The organism is Flavobacterium nackdongense, from assembly GCF_004355225.1.
Taxonomy (GTDB): Bacteria; Bacteroidota; Bacteroidia; order Flavobacteriales; family Flavobacteriaceae; genus Flavobacterium; species Flavobacterium nackdongense.
This window is the reverse complement of sequence record NZ_CP037933.1, coordinates 241,432-259,987: the sequence shown is the minus strand read 5'-3', so window position 1 is coordinate 259,987 and position 18,556 is coordinate 241,432. Positions and strand designations below refer to the sequence as shown.

Sequence of the window (18,556 nt, the reverse complement as noted above, 5' to 3'; positions counted from 1 at the left end):
CCAAATGTACTCTTAGTTATTTTACTTGTGACTTAAGATAATCAAGCATTTTAGCTTTTAAATCCTTTGCAACGGATTGGTATGCTGCATCGTTTATTACATTTACTGTTTCGTTAGGATCTTTATTATAATCATACAACTCAATTCCAACTACTAATTTGTCATCGAAAGCTTGAGTACTTCTAAAATCATTTCCCAACCAAATAGTATATCGGTATCTTTTGTCTCTTAAAGAATAGCCCATCACTTTTGACGAAGCATACCCTTGCCGCTCCGTTTCGCTCTTAGTGCTGCTTCGAGGATACTGACTGATAGAGAACTCTTTGACCGATTGAGCTGTTTTATCCATCAAAGGTTTAAGACTTTTTCCGTCAACAACGTCCGGAATTTTCACTCCAGCCAAGTCGCATATCGTTGGAAAAACGTCAACAAATTCTGAAGGTGCATTAGAAATCGTAGCTTTAATTCCTGGAGCCGAAATAAGCAAAGGGGTACGAGTCGCTTGCTCAAAATTTGTGTGTTTGCACCAAAGATTGTGGTCTCCCAAATGCCAACCGTGATCGCCCCAAAGCACAATTATCGTGTTTTTTGTTAATCCTAAAGCATCTAATTTATCTAATACTTTACCCACTTGGGCATCCATAAAAGAAATGGCGGCATAATAACCGTGAATTAATTCTTTTTGCTTGTCAATTGGCAAAGTGAGTCCAAACTCTTTTTGGTCTGTAAAGGACAATAAAGGAGGAATATCAGTATAAGCTCTAAGTTCGCCTGAATTATGAAAAGCTACATCTACACTATTTTTGGGTTGTTCTTGAAAAGCAGCCACAGGCATATCTTCTCTTTGATATAAATCCCAATTTTTTTTAGGCGCAACAAAGGGTAAATGTGGTTTTGAAAAACCAACAGCAAAAAAGAAAGGTTGCGTTTCTGATTTGAGTTTTTCTAAAATTTCAATAGCTCTCAAAGCATTTGCTCCGTCATTATAGGCATTGTCAGGAACATCAACACATTCAACAGCGGGTTTTACGGATTTCGAAACATAATCTTCAATTTCCTTTTCGTTCAGTCCTTTATCTTGTGCCTCTTTTTTGAATTTTGCAGCTAACTCTTTTGATTTAGGCGATTGGTATTGCCCATTAAGGGGTGCTCCTAATGCTTGAGGATAATATCTTTCTTCTGTTTTGAAATAATTGTAATAAGGAACACTCCAAGAGGGTGCATCCATTTGTTTATCGACACAGCGAGTATCATACACTTTGCCAATTCCTTGTGTTGAGTATCCCTGACTAATTAAATGCTGTGGTAAACTCAAAATATCAGGATGTACATCACGCATTCCGGTCTTAAGATCCCAAACTCCAGTATTATCTGGACGTTTTCCGGTCATTATGCTAGCTCTTGTTGGTCCGCAAACAGCTTGTTGGCAATAGTTGCTGTTGAAAACCGTTGCCATTTTGGCCAATCGGTCAATATTAGGTGTTTTCACCAAAGTATTGCCATAGCAACCCAAAATAGGTTTTAAATCATCAACGGCTATAAATAGAATATTGGGTTTGGCTTTTTGTTGTGCCACTGAAGGTGCTGAAATTACCATTGCAATGGCAAAAATCAAGTAATGAAAAACAATATCTCTTTTATTCATTTTTTTATTGTTAGAATTATTATATGAATACTTTTATCGAATTTGGTTTAAAGTGCAGAACTTTAAATTAATATAGTTCAAAATTACAAATTGTACAACTTCTAGAAATACTTTTTATGGATAGAAAACGTCCAAATAGCTACAAATAAAGCTTTTAAAAACTAACAGCTTCAGCATCACTTATCGTTTATTTTTGAATAAAAAGTTTCATCATTTTAGTTAGTTCTTTTGAGGTCACTTTGATAAAATATATGCCATTATTCAAATCCGAAACATCGAATTGAATAGTGCTATTTTGTTTTTGAAATTCAGTGCCCATTTTTATTTTTTGTCCATTTAAATTATAAATCGCAACGGAATCCAAACCTTCAATTCCTTCAAATGCTTCGATAGTAATTGCGTTTTTTGCAGGATTTGGAAAAATACCAATAGCGTTGTGAGTATCTTTTTTTTCATTACTACCGATTGAAAGGGAGGGGCCTCCTAAATAAGATGGACCAACTTCTGAAACTGTCAACGGATGATTGGTTGTTGCTCCAGCGGTAAATTCATCACTTCCTAAATCTTTTAATGCAATGGTTGATGGCCTAGATTTTCCGCCACCATCAAATAACAAGCTAGGATCATCATCAATGACAGTAATATCTAAAATAGCAGGATAACTAGAACTGGCAGCATCGATAGCTGGACTAGAAGAAGACAAGCCTTTGTAACCATCACCATTTGTAACCAAAAGTGGATTGATATTGGTCATTCCCGAAGGAATAGAAATTCCTAAAGTTCCTTGGTAGATATTTCCTGCCCAAGAGGTTCCGGAATTAGCATTCGAAAAAATAGTGCCAGCACTTTTTTGAAAAATATTGTTGGCCCAAGTATTATTAGTAGCGCCAGTTCCTCCCATATCAATATCACCACAATTATAAAATGTATTATGAATAAAATTGATGTTGTTCAGAACTACGGGGTAAGTGGCGGTGTCATAATTAAAGGTCACTGCATCTGCAGAGCTTCCTACACCCGAGTTTTCAAAATAATTATTATAACAGTAAACGTTGTTGGCTTCTTTTACTCTAATTCCACCAGCATTAATGAAAAAATTGCTGTAAGCCACATTATTATCTCCATTTCTAAATACTAACATCGCGTTTTGTTGATTGGTAAAAGTGCAAAACCGAATTGTATTCTCTTGGCATTTTATAGAGATACTTTCACTATCACCAAGACCAGTATTATTAAAATAGCAATATTCTACAATGGCTCTTGATTTGTTGGCATTTTCGGTGCTTAACCCTATTCGAATAGGTTCATTTCCAAAATCACCACCTAGTCCATAATAATCTTTAAAGGAACAATAGCGTATTTTGTGATAGCCAATGACGGATGGCGAGGTCGATATTTGAATGGTACATCCAGAAGCGGCAGCTGCAGGCTTTTTTTCCATATTACAATAGGTAATTTCGTTATATCGGGTGCCCGCCTTTATTTCAATGTATTTTTTTGAAAAATAACCACTGAAGTTCAATTGTGTTAGTACATTATTACTTCCATAAACTTCAATAACTATTTCACTTCCAATGTCACCAACAGTAAACTGAAAACCACTAAGAGTGATATAATTTCCATTAATATTGATGTCGTTCGTTCCATTTAAAAAAACACCACCAGGCGAAGCTGCTTTAACTGTAATATTGCTTTTGCCGATATTCAAAATTGAGTTGGTATAGGTTCCATTAGCAAGAATAATAACATCCCCAGCATTCGAATTATTGATAGCCGTTTGCAAAGCTGGAATAGAACTTACATTTATAGTAGCTGCTTTTATTGCAGCAGAAAAAAACAAAAATACTGTTAGAAGAAAACTTGCAATAAATAGATTCTTTATAGGAATTGATGATACTTTTGTTGCTTTCATCTGGATATTTATTAATTTAAATTATCTATTAATAATTAACTTCAAAGTTTTTGAATAATCTGTTGCATTAAAATGAACAAAATAAATTCCTTCTTTTAATTCAGATATCGAATATTTTGCATTGAACTCATCAGGATTTACTGGAAATGATTTGACTTTTTGTCCAATTGTATTGTAAATATCGATTTGCATTTTTGAAATGAAACCTTTTTTTCTTTGGATTGAAACAGAGTCTTTAGCGGGATTCGGAAATAGTCTAATGCTATTGTTTTCATCTGAAAAATCAATTTCATTAACAGTAAGCGTACTCAATCTTTCGTTCAATTGTGTTTGAAATAAACTCGGAATAGCGGCAATAAAAGTCCCTTTAGATTCGACAGTTCCCAATAATTCGGTAGTCCAATCTCCAACATTGGTTACCTCAGGCGATTTGCACCCGATAGCCCAATTGCGTTGATCACCAGGTGGGTCTTGCACGATCATTTTGCCAGCGGTACAATTCCAAAACATAATTTGCCCTCCAGACCAACCGTGTCCAGAACCAGAATCAAGTCGGTTTTGAACATCTTGACTGCCATTACCCACAATATTATCAAATAAAATTCCTGTTGACCAGCGATGATGAGGGCCAATATCACTATTCTGAATGGTTGATGAACTATTATAAAAAACATTGGGTCCACAAGTACGACTTCCATTTACATAATCATGTCTTCCGTTTCGGGTAGTGCAATTTTGAACCAGATTGCGTTGTCCATCTACGTTAAACGAATAACGTCTGCCACCATCAATAAGAGATTTGGCATCCAACATTTTGCAATTGTCGACCGTTATCCAAGAAGCTAAACTGTTGATATGAAGAGCTGAATATCCAAAATAATATACCTCTAAATTTCGTGCCCATCCATTCAAAATTTTGTCAAATGAAACTGCTTCCCAACCATGATTTTCATCTGTTGAAGTAGTATATGTTGAAGAAATTCTCATATTTTCAATGCCACATTTTTGAATTCTATTATCAGTATATTTCATCAATTCTCCGGTAGAATATACAGGATCGATAATATCCATAATTGGGGCATCAAGAGTTATTAGGTTTCCGTTTACAGCCGTTACTTTTCGTTGTGAGTACAAATCATAAGATGACGCAACCCAATTAGTCGCCAAAGGATCATAAGATGTTAGTAAATTCATTCCCAATAAATTTATCCATGTATCATTCGGAATACGATGCACAAAAACGGCATCTCCAACTCCAAAAGTATGACCAGAAGCAACTGAAACCTGCTTGGTTCCAATAGGCAAATAAGCATTCGTAATGGCTTTTGTTGAAGATGAAATTACACTCGTTCCTGAACCTCCAACAAAATTGATTAGATTATGCTGGGAAGTTTTAGTAGCAATAAAATTAGTACCTGAACCATCAAAACCTTCACCACGAAGCACAATTCCGCTAACCGAAATGGTAATACTATTGCTGATGTTGTAGGTCCCTGCTTTAAAAAGTATAGCGCCTCTAAACCCATTTGCATCTGGAGTTAAAACCGACACTTCGTTTATGGCATTTTGAATATTGGCTAAGTTATCGCCCAAAACAGGGTTAATTGTTTTAACAACAACCACTGTTGGAATAGGTGATTCACTGTTCATATACCCTACCCCACTAAAATCAGGCACAATATTGCCTTTACTGTCTGGAATATAAACTAATTTTCCATTTGAATCTACAGAAATTAAGGACGTAGTTTGAGCAAGACTAATTTGTAAAAAAAGAGTTAATAACAGTCGTGAACAAAATAAGGCAAATTTGTTTTTCATTAGTAATTATTAAGTTAAACTCTTTAAAATTCTAAAATCAGAATTACCCATTCATTAAAATGAACGATTAATTATTAATAAACTCAAGAATATCCTTATTGCACTTGTGATTTAAAGAATTCCATCATTTTTGCATTTAAATCAATCGCAATTTTTTCATATTTTTTGTCCTTTACTACATTTACCTTTTCCAAAGGGTCTTTTTCATAATCATACAATTCAGTGGCATACACCTTACTTGCTTCGAAAGCTTGTTTACTGGTAAAATCATTCATCCAAATGGTATAACGATATTGATTAGTTCGCAAAGTATACCCCATCAAATTACCTTTTTTATACCCTAAACTTGCTGCTTCTTCCTTTTTCAATTTACGTGGATATTGACTTATTGAATATTCTTTAACTATAGCTTTATTATTTAACATCAAAGGTTTTAAACTTTTTCCGTCCAATTGATTTGGAATTGGAAGACCAGCCAAATTACAAATCGTTGGAAAAACATCAACAAATTCAGTTTGCGAATTGGTTTTACCTGATTTTATTCCTGGTGCTGATATAATCAAAGGCGCTTTTGTTGCTTGTTCGAAAACAGTATGTTTGTGCCATAAATCGTGGTCGCCTAAATGCCAACCGTGATCTCCCCAAAGCACAATTATGGTATTGTCTAAAGTTCCTAAGGATTCTAACGTATTCAATAAAACCCCAACTTGAGCATCCATATAAGAAACAGCAGCATAATAACCGTGTACTAATTCTTTTTGTTTTTCGAGTTTCAAACCAATGCGTAGCGAATCTGCTGGTAAAGTAACAAACTCAGTAATATCCGGATAATTTCTCAATTCACCCGATTGATGATAAGCAATTAGAGGACTATTTTTTGCGTGCTCTTGAAAAGGGGCTATTGGCATTGCATCACGTTGATACATATCCCAATATTTTTTGGGAGCTACAAAGGGCAAATGAGGTTTAGAAAACCCAACTGCCATAAAAAAAGGTTTATTTTGCTTCGAAAGTGCAATAATTTGTTTTTGAGCGATTAAAGCATTAACCCCGTCATTATAAGCATTATCTGGGACATCGATACATTCAGTTGATGGTCCTTTTATACTTTTGGGATTCTCATCATTTTCCTGTGCTAATTCTTTATTTTTTTGTTTTCTTTCTTTAATCATTTCGGGAGTCATCAATGCTTTGGTAGCGGCCAATTGATATTGCCCGTTGGCTGGTTCTCCTAAATTAGCTGGAAAATCACTTTCTTCTGCTCTTAAATATGGAATACTCCACGATACTGGATCAACACCATTGATGGCACTCGAAGGGTGATAAATTTTACCCACACCAGAAGTTTCATACCCCTGAGAAATTAAGTATTGTGGAAGTGTCAAAATATCCGGATTCATATCTCGCATTTGAGTAGTCAAATTCCAAATTTTTGTATAATCTGGTCTTTTTCCTGTCATTATACTAGCACGAGTTGGCCCGCAAACCGCTTGTTGGCAATAATTGCTATTGAAAACCGTAGCCATCTTTGCTAAACGGTCAATGTTTGGTGTTTTTACTAAAGTATTGCCATAACAAGCCAAAATTGGTTTTAAATCATCAACTGCAATAAACAAAATATTGGGTTTAGACACTGGTTTCTTTTGTGCAAACACAGATGATGAAACTAGGGCTAGCATCAAAATCATTACGAATTTGAAATAATTATTTTTTGGGTTCATGTTATTCTATTTTATCATTATTTAATTTATAATATTATTTAATCAACCATAAAATCGGATACCTAACGGGCATATTCCGAATCACTTCTGGATTGGTAAAATCACCATTTAATGATTTCCACAAATCGATGTATTTATCCTTTTTCAAAGCTAATCCTCCAAATAGCAAACTTGATTGTCTTACTGGCCATTCATCCCAATACATAACATCTTTTGGATAAGGCCATAATGATTTGTTCTCTATGTATGGAACCATAAATTGCAATCCTAAAGCTATATTCTGCTTGTCTTTTGTGGTATAAGCAAAAAGGTTATCCTCTTTTGTCGATAGAATTTGACAAATACTTGCCATAGCATCTAAGTTAAATAAAGAATATCCATACGGTTTTGTACGTTGCAATTCCAAAGGAAAACTACCGTCTTTCGCCATTTGATTGGGTAAAAGCGTGTTTTTATAAAAATTTCTACAAAAATTCATTGTCTCCGTGTCATTTGTCAAACTAGCAAAAGCAGCTACTTGTAACGCCCAACAGACACTATGATTGTTGCCATTATCCCGCTCGGCTATGCCATATTCGTGTGTTGTCATCCATTTCAAATAACTTGAAAACCACAATTTTATAGTGGCTAATTCAGTAGCAGAAAGCGACCTTGAATCCTCTATAGCTTGAATGGCTTTGACTACTTCTATCAAATGAATCGTGTCGATAATTCCTATACCGCGACCTGTTGCCACCCCTTTTATGGCTTGGGCATACAATAAATTGGGATTCATTTTTGTGTTTTCATTGATAAACCAAGCTCGCAAATGAATCGCTAATTGATCTGCATATTTCTTATCTTTTGTTAAAATATAGGCTGAACCTAAAGCGCCTGAAATTTGACTTAACCGTATCATAGCTTCACGATGTGCTGTGAAATTATTCGGATTGGTCATTCCGTCTTTGCGGATGTATGGTCCTGTTGAATTTTGCGGATCAGGCCACCAATAATCGCCTTCTGAATAAAAATCGTGAATAGTTCCCGCGCTTCTGCTACAAAAACTGGAAGTCACCGTGATAGGTTCTGCATTAAAATACAGTTCCGCTTTTTTTAAAACTCGAGGCTTTTCAATTGCATTAAGGTCAAGAGCCATTTTAGCACTGGAACAACCAATAAATGTGATTCCAATAACTACCAAAATACCAATTTGTTTCCTTTTTAACATCTGAATTTGTTCCTTTCGAACCTCTTATTTTTTAAACTTTAAATACTCCCCTTTGAAATTTTGATTCAAAATAGTCATTTCAATTGAATCACTTTTGGTGTCTGGGATTACTTCAATGGCAGCTTTTCCGTTGGACATTTTAATCGATTCGCTTCCTGTTGGCGTTCCTTGGTTTTTCAAGGTTTGACCACCCGATAGACATTGAAAATAAACACGCTCTTCATAATCTAAACAGCGTAAATTATTTTTATCAACAGCTAGAGCGGTAACCAAATAATTTCCGTTTTTCATTTTTTTAGAAGAAAGTACTAATCCCACAGCGGGTCCATTTTTAGTAAAGCGATAATTTACATCAATAGTATCGGTTACTTTTTTACCATCTTTGGTGGTTCCAACTGCAACAAAAGTATTTTTTCCTTCAGAGAAATTTACATTCCACGTCAAACCACAAGCTGGATAGGCTTTCAGATCTCTTTGCTTTTCGCCTAGCGAAACTCCGTTATGAAAAAACTCTACTTTTGGACAATTACTAAAAACATTCAAAACGCGAGCCAAATCTTTAGGCCCTTGTCTCTCTGTCCAAGTATGCGATTCAATGTAAGCAAATGGTTTCTCGCTCCAATAACTTTTGAAAACATAATAGGCATCTTTAGGGTTTCCGTTTCGATCTACCAAACCTTTTTGATTCATATATGGGATGTCATCTTCAGGTCGTAAAGGCGTTCCGAAATCCTTGAAAGCCCATTGAATATTTCCGACAAACATGGGGTCGTTTTCAGATATGTGCAAATGCCAATTGAATAAATCTACAATATAACTTTCGCTCCAATCGCCTATTTGAGCGATATTAGCCCCTTTGCCTTGTACGATTGCTTCCTCCCAACCTTCGACCTTTATTTGCCCTTCGCCCGTAATCGGATTCTCCGAGTGACGCCCCACCTGACTATCACCACCGTATTCTGCGTGGATAAAATGTTTGTAATCTTGTTTGTATTTGTCAACCGCTTTTTTATAACTTTTATAACTTCCGGAATACCATCCTGACCAAATGGAAGGTGAAAACACATCTACAATTCGAGCCCCTTCTTCGTATTTTCGGATGGCTGTTTTACGGCTGGGATCCAATTGATGCGACAAACTATTCAACTCTTTCAGAAAAGTTGTCATTTTTTCGGTATTATCTCCATCGGGAAAATCAGGCAACCAATTCATTTCATTACCCAGCGACCAGATAATAATGGACGGATGATTGTAATTTTGCTTGATCATTTCGCTCAGTAAATTTTTAGCATTGGTTTTCCAAACTTGGTTTCCAACACCGCCGCGACACCAAGGCAATTCGTCCCAAACCAATAATCCCAATTCGTCACAAGCTTTATAAATTTCAGGATCTTGAGGATAATGCGCCAATCGAACAAAGTTGGCGCCCATTTCTTTTATGGATTCCATATCTTTTCGATGTTGCTCATTCGAAACGGCTGCTCCGACTCCCGCATGCTCTTCGTGACGGTGCGTTCCGCGAATCAAGACACGTTTTCCGTTGAGATAAAAAGGACCGTTTTCTTTGAATTCGAACCATCGGAAACCGACTTTGTCTTCTATTTTATCGATGATTTTCCCTTTTTCTAGCATTGAAACACTAATAGTATAAAGGTTTGGCGATTCAATATCCCATAATTCTGGATTCTTGATATCATTGAATTTTATTGCTGTTTCTGAACCTGATAGCATCCCTTTTTGGGTGGCAACCACTTTTCCTTCTGGATTTTTCAATTGAGCAGAATAGGTATTTCCTTGCGGATTTTCAACAAATGTTTTTACAACCAATGCAGCTGATTTTGCGGCAACTTTTGGAGTGGTAATTTTGATTTTTTCAATATGGTTCTTTGCCATAGATAATAACCAAACATCTCTGGTAATACCACCATAAATAAAGAAATCGCTTTTTTGGGAGGGAATGATTTCGATGTTGTAACTATTGTCAACACGAACTAAAATTTCATTGTTTCCAGCTTTGATAAATTTTGTAATGTCGAAAGTAAAACCTATATATCCGCCAACGTGCTCGCCTACTTCGCTGCCGTTTACATATACTTTGGTGGTAATATTAGCACCTTCAAAATACAATTGATAGACTTTATTCTTATCGATAGTAGGAATAGCAAGGTTTTTTTTATACCAACTCGCGCTTCTGCGATAGCCCGGCTCAGCATCTGTTGCATCCTCACTGTTCCAAGTATGAGGCAAATTGAGTTGCGTCCAATTGGCTATCTGAGCGATATCAGTAATTTTTTTTGTATCGTTTGCCACATATTGCCAATCGGCATTGAGATTGGTTTTGGTTCGGACTAAATCCGTTGTATTTTGTGCTTGAAGGACGCCAAAACCAAATAAACTATACACAACAAATAGTGCACATCTGTTCTTGAAATTTATTTTCTTCATTTTATTTAAGCGCTTTTTTTCTAATTAATGTTTCCAAAAAATAATAATCCCCGTAAACAATAGGCTCATCTAACTCTAGTTTTTTGGACCAATCGCCTGTGCAATGATCCAAAATAAATGGTCCTTTTACAGATTTATGTAAAAGATATTTATCTGAACTTAACGATTGAATTACTTTGTTGGAGTAATTCAAATACATTTCATTTTTGGTAACCGAATAAAGTTCTATAAGCGCCGAAGCCATTATCGCTGCCGCAGAAGCATCTCTGTAGGTATTCGGAATATTGGGCACATCAAAATCCCAGTAGGGAATTCCATCTACGGGCAAATTTTTATGATTGATAAAAAACTGAGCCGTGGCTTCGGCTTGTTTTAAGTAAGATTTATCCATTGTATAGCGATAAGCCATTGTAAATCCGTAAACTGCCCAAGCCTGTCCTCTAGCCCATGAAGATGCATCACTATACCCTTGATGCGTGTTTTTACTAATCACTTTACCCGAAATAGAATCGTAACCTAGTACGTGATAGCAACTATTGTCTTTTCGGAAATGATTTTTTAGTGTTGTATTGGCGTGTTGAATGGCAATTTTTCTATAGGAATCATCCCCTGTCAGCTTTGAAGCTTCAAAAAGCAATTCCAAATTCATCATATTATCGATGATCACCGGAAATTCCCATCGGTCTCTATTGTCCCAAGATTTTAAGGAACCTACTTTATTACTGAATCTAGTGCTGAGCGTCTGGGCACTTTTTATGATTATTTTTTTATAGGCCTCGGATTGGGTGATTTCATATCCTTTTCCGTAGCTGCAATAAATCTTAAAACCCATATCGTGAGTTTTTCCGTTAAATTTTTCTTTTTCCAAATAGGGATTCCATTGGCTAGCATATTCTTTATATCTCGTATCGCCAGTAATGATGTACAATTGCCACAAATTGCCCACATAAAAACCACTGGTCCAATCCTTTGACGGCACTTTTTTAATTAGCCCAGTTTTGACGGACATACTTCTTGGAAATCCAAGGGAGTCAATAGGATATTCTAAAAGCTTTTCAAATCGGGTATTGAGTCTTTTTTGAATCGTTGCCTCATCAAGCCGCTGCTGTGCAAAGGCATTAGGATGGAAAAAAAGTAGCAGCCCATAAAAAAGGATAATATAAAATCTTCTCATAATTGAATTATAATGTTTGCGGTTCGATTCTACATCTAAAGAAACGATTTTCTTCATCGGATTGTTCATTTTACACAATTGAACCCAATGTACTTTTGAATGCTTCTGGGTTTTCGTTGTACAAATTTAAAAATGTAGCAGGATCTAAAAATCCAAAAAAGGGTAATCAATGATACAAATTAGTAAGTATTCAAAGGGGAAAACTAGTTTTTAGCATCATCCGAAAATCGATTGGCGTATTGCGAAGGGGTTTCTCTAAATCGCTTCTGGAAACACTTGCTGAAATACTTTGGATTAGTAAAACCAACTTTGTAAGCTACTTGCGATATATTGAGACTGGTTTGTTCTAATAAATTTGCGGCGCGCTTCATTCTAATTTCCTGAATAAATTCGTTGGGAGTAAAATTGGTCCAAGCTTTGACTTTTGTAAACAACATCGTTCTGCTTACACCCAGTTCCGAACAAAAACTTTGCACATCAAATTGCTCATTCGAAATATTCTCTTCGACTACTTTTATCGCTTTTTTGAACAATTGTTCATCTAATGACGAAGTGGTGATTTCGCTGGCAATATAATTGGTGTCGCTCGAGAATTTTTCTTTCAATCGCTGGGCAGAATTCAATACATTTTTGATCCTCAGTTTGAATTCAACCAAATTAAAAGGTTTACTGATATAATCATCGGCCCCACTTTCCAGACCTTCAATTTTATAGACAAACGAGGTTCTTGAGGTCAATAAAATAACAGGGATATGACTGGTTTTGATATTTTCTTTAATTTTAGCACAAAGCTCGGTACCTACCATTTCAGGCATTATAACATCACTAATGACCAAATCTGGAACATATTTCAAGGCTTTTTTCAGTCCTTTGACCCCATTTTCGGCTACCAAAACATTATACTCCGATTTAAGGAAATTTTTGATAAAATTTCGTAAGACTTTATGATCCTCAACAATCAGGATACTAAGTTTTTCAGTATTGGAATCTAACTCCAAATATTCTTCGTCTTCCGGATCATTTAGTTGAGTCAATTGCGAAGTATACAGCGATACATCGTCGCTTACTTTAAAATCTTTACTGATTTCACTTTCGGAAAGATGTGCTTTTCCGAGCGGCAGCCGAACGGCAAAAATCGCACCTCCAGTACTTTTATTTTCCACCTTGATAATTCCCTTGTGGAGATCGACAATGTTTTTTACAATTGACAAACCGATTCCCGTTCCCTTATTATAATCATTTTCAACTTTTTTATGACCTGGAACCTCAAAAAATAAATCAAAAATCTTATCGATATATTCTTCAGCAATTCCCACCCCAGAATCTGTGATGGCTATAATAATATCCTGATCCTCTTTAGTAATAGTCATCGAAATAACACCTGCCTTTGGTGTATATCTAAAAGCATTTGAAATCAAATTATAAAAAACTCGTTCTAATTTATAGCGATCATAGTATACCAGAATTTCTTCGTCCGAAGTGCTAAAAGTATAGGTATAATTGCCGTCTTTGGCGTATTCTGAGAAAGATAAAAAGATTTCATTTAAGAATTTGACAATATTTCCTTGAGCAGATTCTAGTATAAATTGTTTGTTTTCGAACTTTCTAAAATCCATTAATCGATTGATCAAACCTAAAAGATGGTTAGCACTACTTTCGATAACCATCAATTTTTTATACATCTCATTGCTTCCGTTATAATTCGAAAGAATTTGCTGCAAAGGCCCTAAAATCAGGGTAAGCGGCGTTCTAAATTCGTGTGAAATATTGGTAAAAAATTGCAATTTAGCCGAAGTATTTTCTTTATTAATTTGGGTTTCCAAATGTTCTAATTCTAATTCTTTTTTGAGAATTTCTTTGGACTTTATAATCCAGGCCAATCCATACAAAGCGGCTCCAATTATGATAAAATAAAGCAAAAACGCCCAAACACTGCGCCAAGGAGCGGGCTCTACTATGATTTCGAGCGTGGTGGGTACCGTATTCCAAACTCCATCATTGTTGGCACCTCGTACCTCAAAAACATAGGTACCCGGTGTTTGTATGGTATAAACTGCTTCGTTTTTATCCGTAGTTGTCCAATTGTTTTCCAATCCAACTAATCGATAGGAATACCGATTATTGGTTGAATTGATAAAATTAGGAATAGCAAAATTGATCGAAAAATTGGCCTTATCATAACTTAATGTCAATGTTTTGGTATAAGTAATACTATTTTCCAAAATTTCCTGATTGGTATTTACATCAACCAATTCATTTTTGATGTTTAATCCAGTCAATATAACTTGAGGTGAATAGGAATTAATTGCAATTCTATCGGAATTAAAATAGGAAACCCCTAGCGGTCCGCCAAAATAAAATTGATTTGGAGCCAGCTTCAAACAAGCATTATCATTAAATTCATTACTTACCAAACCCTGCTTTTGATTGTAAACAATCAGAGCATTTTTAGTTGTATTGTATTTGATGATACCAAAATTGGAACTCAACCACAAATTACTTTTGGCATCTTCTAATATAGCATGTATGGCGGTTACTGTTTCATTTCCTGGTTTAAATTTGATACTTTTAATGGCAGACCCATTCAACATATACAAACCTTTGGCTTTGGTACCAACCCAAATTCTGTCTTTGTGATCCTGAAATAAGCTCAGAATATCATCACCAGAAAGAGTACTATTGTCAAAGAAAAAATGTTTGATTTTATATTTATTATTTTCAATATCATTCAAATTAATACAATTTAATCCACTTTGAGTACCGATCCAAATGTTGTCTTTGGAATCAATCAGCAAGGTACGAATACGGTTATTGGTCAAAAAATTATCGGAATAATTATCATTCCCGATGATTTGATAGGTTTTGGTAGTCATAGCATATCGTATCAGTCCCTTTCCAAAGCTTCCAAGCCAAATTACATCTTTATCCCTACCCTTTTTGATGACATAAACTCCAGTTTCTTTCAATAAGTTTTTCAAATCGGGCGAAATTAAAGAAGGCAAAAATTGTTGTGTCTTGATATCGTAAGCCGATAAGCCATCTGAAAAAGTGCCGATCCATAAAATCCCATTATCGGTCAAAAGCATCGATTTGATACTATTTCCAGGCCATTCCAAGCTTTTACCAGCAGATAAAAATCGAGTTCTTTCTGTTTTTTTGTCCAAAATAGTGATACCACCACCTTCTGTACCAAAATATACATTCTGATTTTTGTCGGCTATTATGGAACTAATGACATCGAAACTAAGTGCCTGTTTTCCTGAATTTTGATTTAAGTTTGTGAAATTGACATTCGAAACATCCCAATTATATAACCCATTATAGTACGTCCCAATCCAAACAGTACCTTTTTTATCCGTAAAAATTGCTTTAACTTTTTTTAAACTGGTGTTTTTAGCCGAAGAATTCTCTACTTTTTGGATGTTACCCTCGGAATTCAGCACGCTCACACCACTATAAGTCCCTATCCACAGCGCACCGTTTTTATCGATATCGATTGCTCTTATATCAAGACCAATTCCGTTCTGCAGTCCGTTGGCTTGAAGGGATATTAGTTTTTGAGAACGATTGTCAAATTTATAAACCCCTTTGGTTTTGGTTCCAATCCACAAATTGCCAGCAGCATCTTCTTTGATTTTTTGTATAAAAAGCGCCTCATTATCTCCTGCTGCTTTAATCTGTTGAAAAGTAAAAATATTATTTTTTCTACTCTTGAGTCGGCATAATCCCTTTGCAGTACCAACCCATATTGCTCCATTTTTGGTTTCTAAAATGCTAAGAACAAAATTATTAGGCAAACTTGATGAATTGTTTACGTTCTGAAAAAGTGAAATAAATTTTCTTGTATTTTTATTATAAATACTCAAACCACTCGAGGTACCGATCCAGATTTCATTTTTAATTTCTTTGATTTCATAAACCGTACTATTACACAACGATTGATCGCTATTCGAATGAAAATATTGCTTAAAAGTATTTTTTTTAGGATTATAACAATTCAGCCCGTTGTAAGTTCCTACCCATATATTTCCAGATTTGTCTTTTTGGATAGAAAGAATATCATTATTGCTTATCGACGTGGAGTCCTTAGGATTGTTGCGAAAAATGGTGAATTTGCTCCCGTCGTATTTATTTAAACCATCTCTAGTGCCGAACCACATTTGACCAATGTCATCCTGATGAATAGCTATTATAGAGCTCTGGGAAAGTCCCTGAACTGTCGACAAATTATTCAATCGATAGGAACCAGTTTGAGCAAAAATTACAAAGCTAGCAATGAGTAAAAAAAAGGTATGCAGTTTAGTTTTCATATGGAATGCTATCGAAAATAAAAATAGTTAAATCTACGAATAGATCTCATATTTATATGCTAATTTTAGAAAAAATAGTCCTATCGAAATCTACCTTTTTTCACTTCAAAAGATATTCGAAAAATTCAATTTGAAAGTTGTACTACTGATTTCAAATGTAAATATATTTTAATTTCACTTACATAATAGAGTTCGAACAATTTGCACCCCAATTCTGTATTTTTTTTCTCCATTTTTAAAAATTCAAACGAAGAATTTTACCAAGGATACCAAAATCTATTTGAATTCACTTTAAGAGAAATACCCGCTTAGCACCCAATAATCCTTTCTACAAAAAATCTACTTAATTGAAAATTAGTTATACACTATATTGCTGTGAACCCAATTTTGTTACGATACAGTATTGGAAACAATCGATGGCTATTTTCAATTTAATACCAATGATACATTTGAATTAAAACGTGGTGACAATGGTACCATTGCAATTGACTTTGAGTAGGAACCAAAAAAACCTTTGAAGTCAATCAAAGGTCTTTTGGGAAAAAATTATTCTAAAAAATAAAACTAGTACTGATAAGATTTATCGATTTGATGTTTTAATAAAACTCTTTTTTTTAGTTCTTTTGTTGGCTGTTATGCTAAGCCGAATAATTAAACATTTAAACGTTCGTTCACCACTAATCTTCATTCGAATTTTTTACAGCATACTTCACTACTAGGACAATTAGTCCCGTAATCAAAATGATTATTCCCAAAGTATAAAAAGCATTGGTGTAATCAATTAACTCTTTTGTTTTTGTTACACCATCGGCATCGATTAGGTCTTTGGTAAATTTGACTGCTTTGGCTTTGAATAAAAAGGCAATCAGCATTGCCCCAATATTGCCACCTGCTCCTACTATTCCTGCCACACTACCTACTGCTTTTGGATTTATAAAAGGCACAAGGCTGTAGGTAGCTCCATTGGCCATTTTCAAACTCATACCGAACAAAAACATTAAAAATATAGCAAAACCTAGTTCATTGGTCAACCCAAAGAAAATAATACCTATTCCTTCTACGATTAATAACAATGCGAGCAATAAATTTTTACCAGAAAACCCATAAATTTTACCCACTTTATCCGCAATTATACCGCCCAAAGGTCTTGCGAAAATATTGATCATACCGAAAATACCTGCGCAAACTCCAGCTGTTTTTAGACTAGCTCCGAAGGTATCGGTGAAGTAAATGGGAGCAAAATTATCAATCGTAATTTCAACACCAAAACAGGCCGCATAAGCTACCGTTAAAACCCAAGTGCGATAATCTTTAACAGCCAACATAAAGGTATTTTCTTTTTTCTGATTTGCGATGCCAAGTTCTTTATAATTCCCATTAGGCAAGTCTTTGGTATATCTCAAATACAAATAAGCAAAAACCAACAATAATACTCCTGGCACAATCATAGCATAACGCCAACTATCTTCGTGAGTACAAACACCTAACCCAACAAATCCCGCTGCAATCAGAGGCATAGTAATATTTGCCAACCCTGCGCCTGCATTACCGAATCCACCTGCCGTAGCATTTGCAGTCCCCTTTATAACTGGTGCAAACATTACTGAAGTATGAAATTGTGTAATTACAAATGAAGCCCCGATTACACCAATGGCCAATCTAAAGAGCAAAAAACTTTCATACGACTGCGAAGTTCCTATCAATAAAACTGGTACTGCACAAATTATTAAAAGCCAAGTATATACTAATCGCGGTCCAAATGCATCGACCAACCGACCTATCAATAACCTTGCAATGATGGTTGCAGAAACAGATGCGATTTGAATATTTCCAAGTTGATCTTTAGTTAAATGCAACTGCTCTTTTGCCAGGGGCATCAGCGATGCCATTCCGAACCAAGCGAAAAAACAAAAGAAAAAAGTTAACCAAGTAATATGAAAAGTGCGCATTTGAACGCCTTTAAAACTAAAAATATTTAAACTAGAAAGCGGTTGATTGGTTGAAATTGAACTCATTTTTGATAATTTAATTAGTATACACTTTATTTTCGTATAAGTAAAATAACTGGATTAAATACGTATTTCACTTAGTTTCACTGCAAAAATAACGACAAATAATTGAATAAAACCTGCGTTTTCGCAGGTTTTTAAAAATAATTAAGTATATTTACGTAATTATTTAGTCAAATATACTTAATTTAACCATAAAACATCCCAACAACAAACAGGGGGAAATGAAAGATACCTAATTACCCATATTTACCGCATAGAGCCTCGTTCGACAGATCATTCCATTAATGAATTGCCAAAAAAAATAGCACAAAC

General features: G+C 35.1%; 9 protein-coding genes. All 9 read right to left on the bottom strand.

Annotated features, from left to right (window positions below; all coding sequences use genetic code 11):
• Window positions 1-16 precede the first annotated feature (16 nt).
• The 9 genes from E1750_RS01035 to E1750_RS00995 all read right to left on the bottom strand — a co-directional run bounded on the left by E1750_RS01035 (window position 17) and on the right by E1750_RS00995 (window position 18,247).
• Window positions 17-1,645: a sulfatase gene (locus tag E1750_RS01035; RefSeq protein WP_133274969.1), complete on the bottom strand. Its 1,629-nt coding sequence runs from the start codon at window positions 1,643-1,645 to the stop codon at window positions 17-19.
• A 187-nt stretch (window positions 1,646-1,832) separates the two neighbouring features.
• Window positions 1,833-3,557, bottom strand: a complete 1,725-nt coding sequence (locus E1750_RS01030) for a chondroitinase-B domain-containing protein (protein WP_133274968.1) — start codon at window positions 3,555-3,557, stop codon at window positions 1,833-1,835.
• A gap of 21 nt (window positions 3,558-3,578) precedes the next feature.
• Window positions 3,579-5,375, bottom strand: coding sequence for a T9SS type A sorting domain-containing protein (locus tag E1750_RS01025; RefSeq protein ID WP_133274967.1), 1,797 nt, complete (start codon window positions 5,373-5,375; stop codon window positions 3,579-3,581).
• Window positions 5,376-5,470: 95 nt separating this feature from the next.
• The gene (locus E1750_RS01020; protein WP_227873934.1) at window positions 5,471-7,096 is read right to left on the bottom strand and encodes a sulfatase; all 1,626 of its coding nucleotides are present in this window, start codon (window positions 7,094-7,096) and stop codon (window positions 5,471-5,473) included.
• Between the two features lie 34 nt (window positions 7,097-7,130).
• Window positions 7,131-8,303, bottom strand: coding sequence for an alginate lyase family protein (locus tag E1750_RS01015; protein ID WP_133274966.1), 1,173 nt, complete (start codon window positions 8,301-8,303; stop codon window positions 7,131-7,133).
• 24 nt (window positions 8,304-8,327) lie between these two features.
• Complete coding sequence (locus E1750_RS01010; protein WP_133274965.1) at window positions 8,328-10,748, bottom strand: glycoside hydrolase family 2 protein; 2,421 nt, start codon at window positions 10,746-10,748, stop codon at window positions 8,328-8,330.
• Window position 10,749: 1 nt separating this feature from the next.
• A complete protein-coding gene (locus E1750_RS01005; protein ID WP_227873933.1) occupies window positions 10,750-11,979 on the bottom strand; it encodes a glycoside hydrolase family 88 protein in 1,230 nt (409 codons plus the stop codon).
• 146 nt (window positions 11,980-12,125) lie between these two features.
• Entirely contained in the window at window positions 12,126-16,232 is a 4,107-nt protein-coding gene (locus tag E1750_RS01000; protein WP_133274964.1) for a hybrid sensor histidine kinase/response regulator, read from the bottom strand.
• Between the two features lie 677 nt (window positions 16,233-16,909).
• Window positions 16,910-18,247, bottom strand: coding sequence for an MFS transporter (locus tag E1750_RS00995; RefSeq protein ID WP_133274963.1), 1,338 nt, complete (start codon window positions 18,245-18,247; stop codon window positions 16,910-16,912).
• Window positions 18,248-18,556 lie beyond the last annotated feature (309 nt).

Excerpts from the sequence above, each read along its gene's own strand:
- E1750_RS01035 (WP_133274969.1), bottom strand. The coding sequence starts at position 1,645 with ATGAATAAAAGAGATATTGTTTTTCATTACTTGATTTTTGCCATTGCA.
- E1750_RS01030 (WP_133274968.1), bottom strand. The coding sequence starts at position 3,557 with ATGAAAGCAACAAAAGTATCATCAATTCCTATAAAGAATCTATTTATT.
- E1750_RS01025 (WP_133274967.1), bottom strand. The coding sequence starts at position 5,375 with ATGAAAAACAAATTTGCCTTATTTTGTTCACGACTGTTATTAACTCTT.
- E1750_RS01020 (WP_227873934.1), bottom strand. The coding sequence starts at position 7,096 with ATGAACCCAAAAAATAATTATTTCAAATTCGTAATGATTTTGATGCTA.
- E1750_RS01015 (WP_133274966.1), bottom strand. The coding sequence starts at position 8,303 with ATGTTAAAAAGGAAACAAATTGGTATTTTGGTAGTTATTGGAATCACA.
- E1750_RS01010 (WP_133274965.1), bottom strand. The coding sequence starts at position 10,748 with ATGAAGAAAATAAATTTCAAGAACAGATGTGCACTATTTGTTGTGTAT.
- E1750_RS01005 (WP_227873933.1), bottom strand. The coding sequence starts at position 11,979 with ATGAAGAAAATCGTTTCTTTAGATGTAGAATCGAACCGCAAACATTAT.
- E1750_RS01000 (WP_133274964.1), bottom strand. The coding sequence starts at position 16,232 with ATGAAAACTAAACTGCATACCTTTTTTTTACTCATTGCTAGCTTTGTA.
- E1750_RS00995 (WP_133274963.1), bottom strand. The coding sequence starts at position 18,247 with ATGAGTTCAATTTCAACCAATCAACCGCTTTCTAGTTTAAATATTTTT.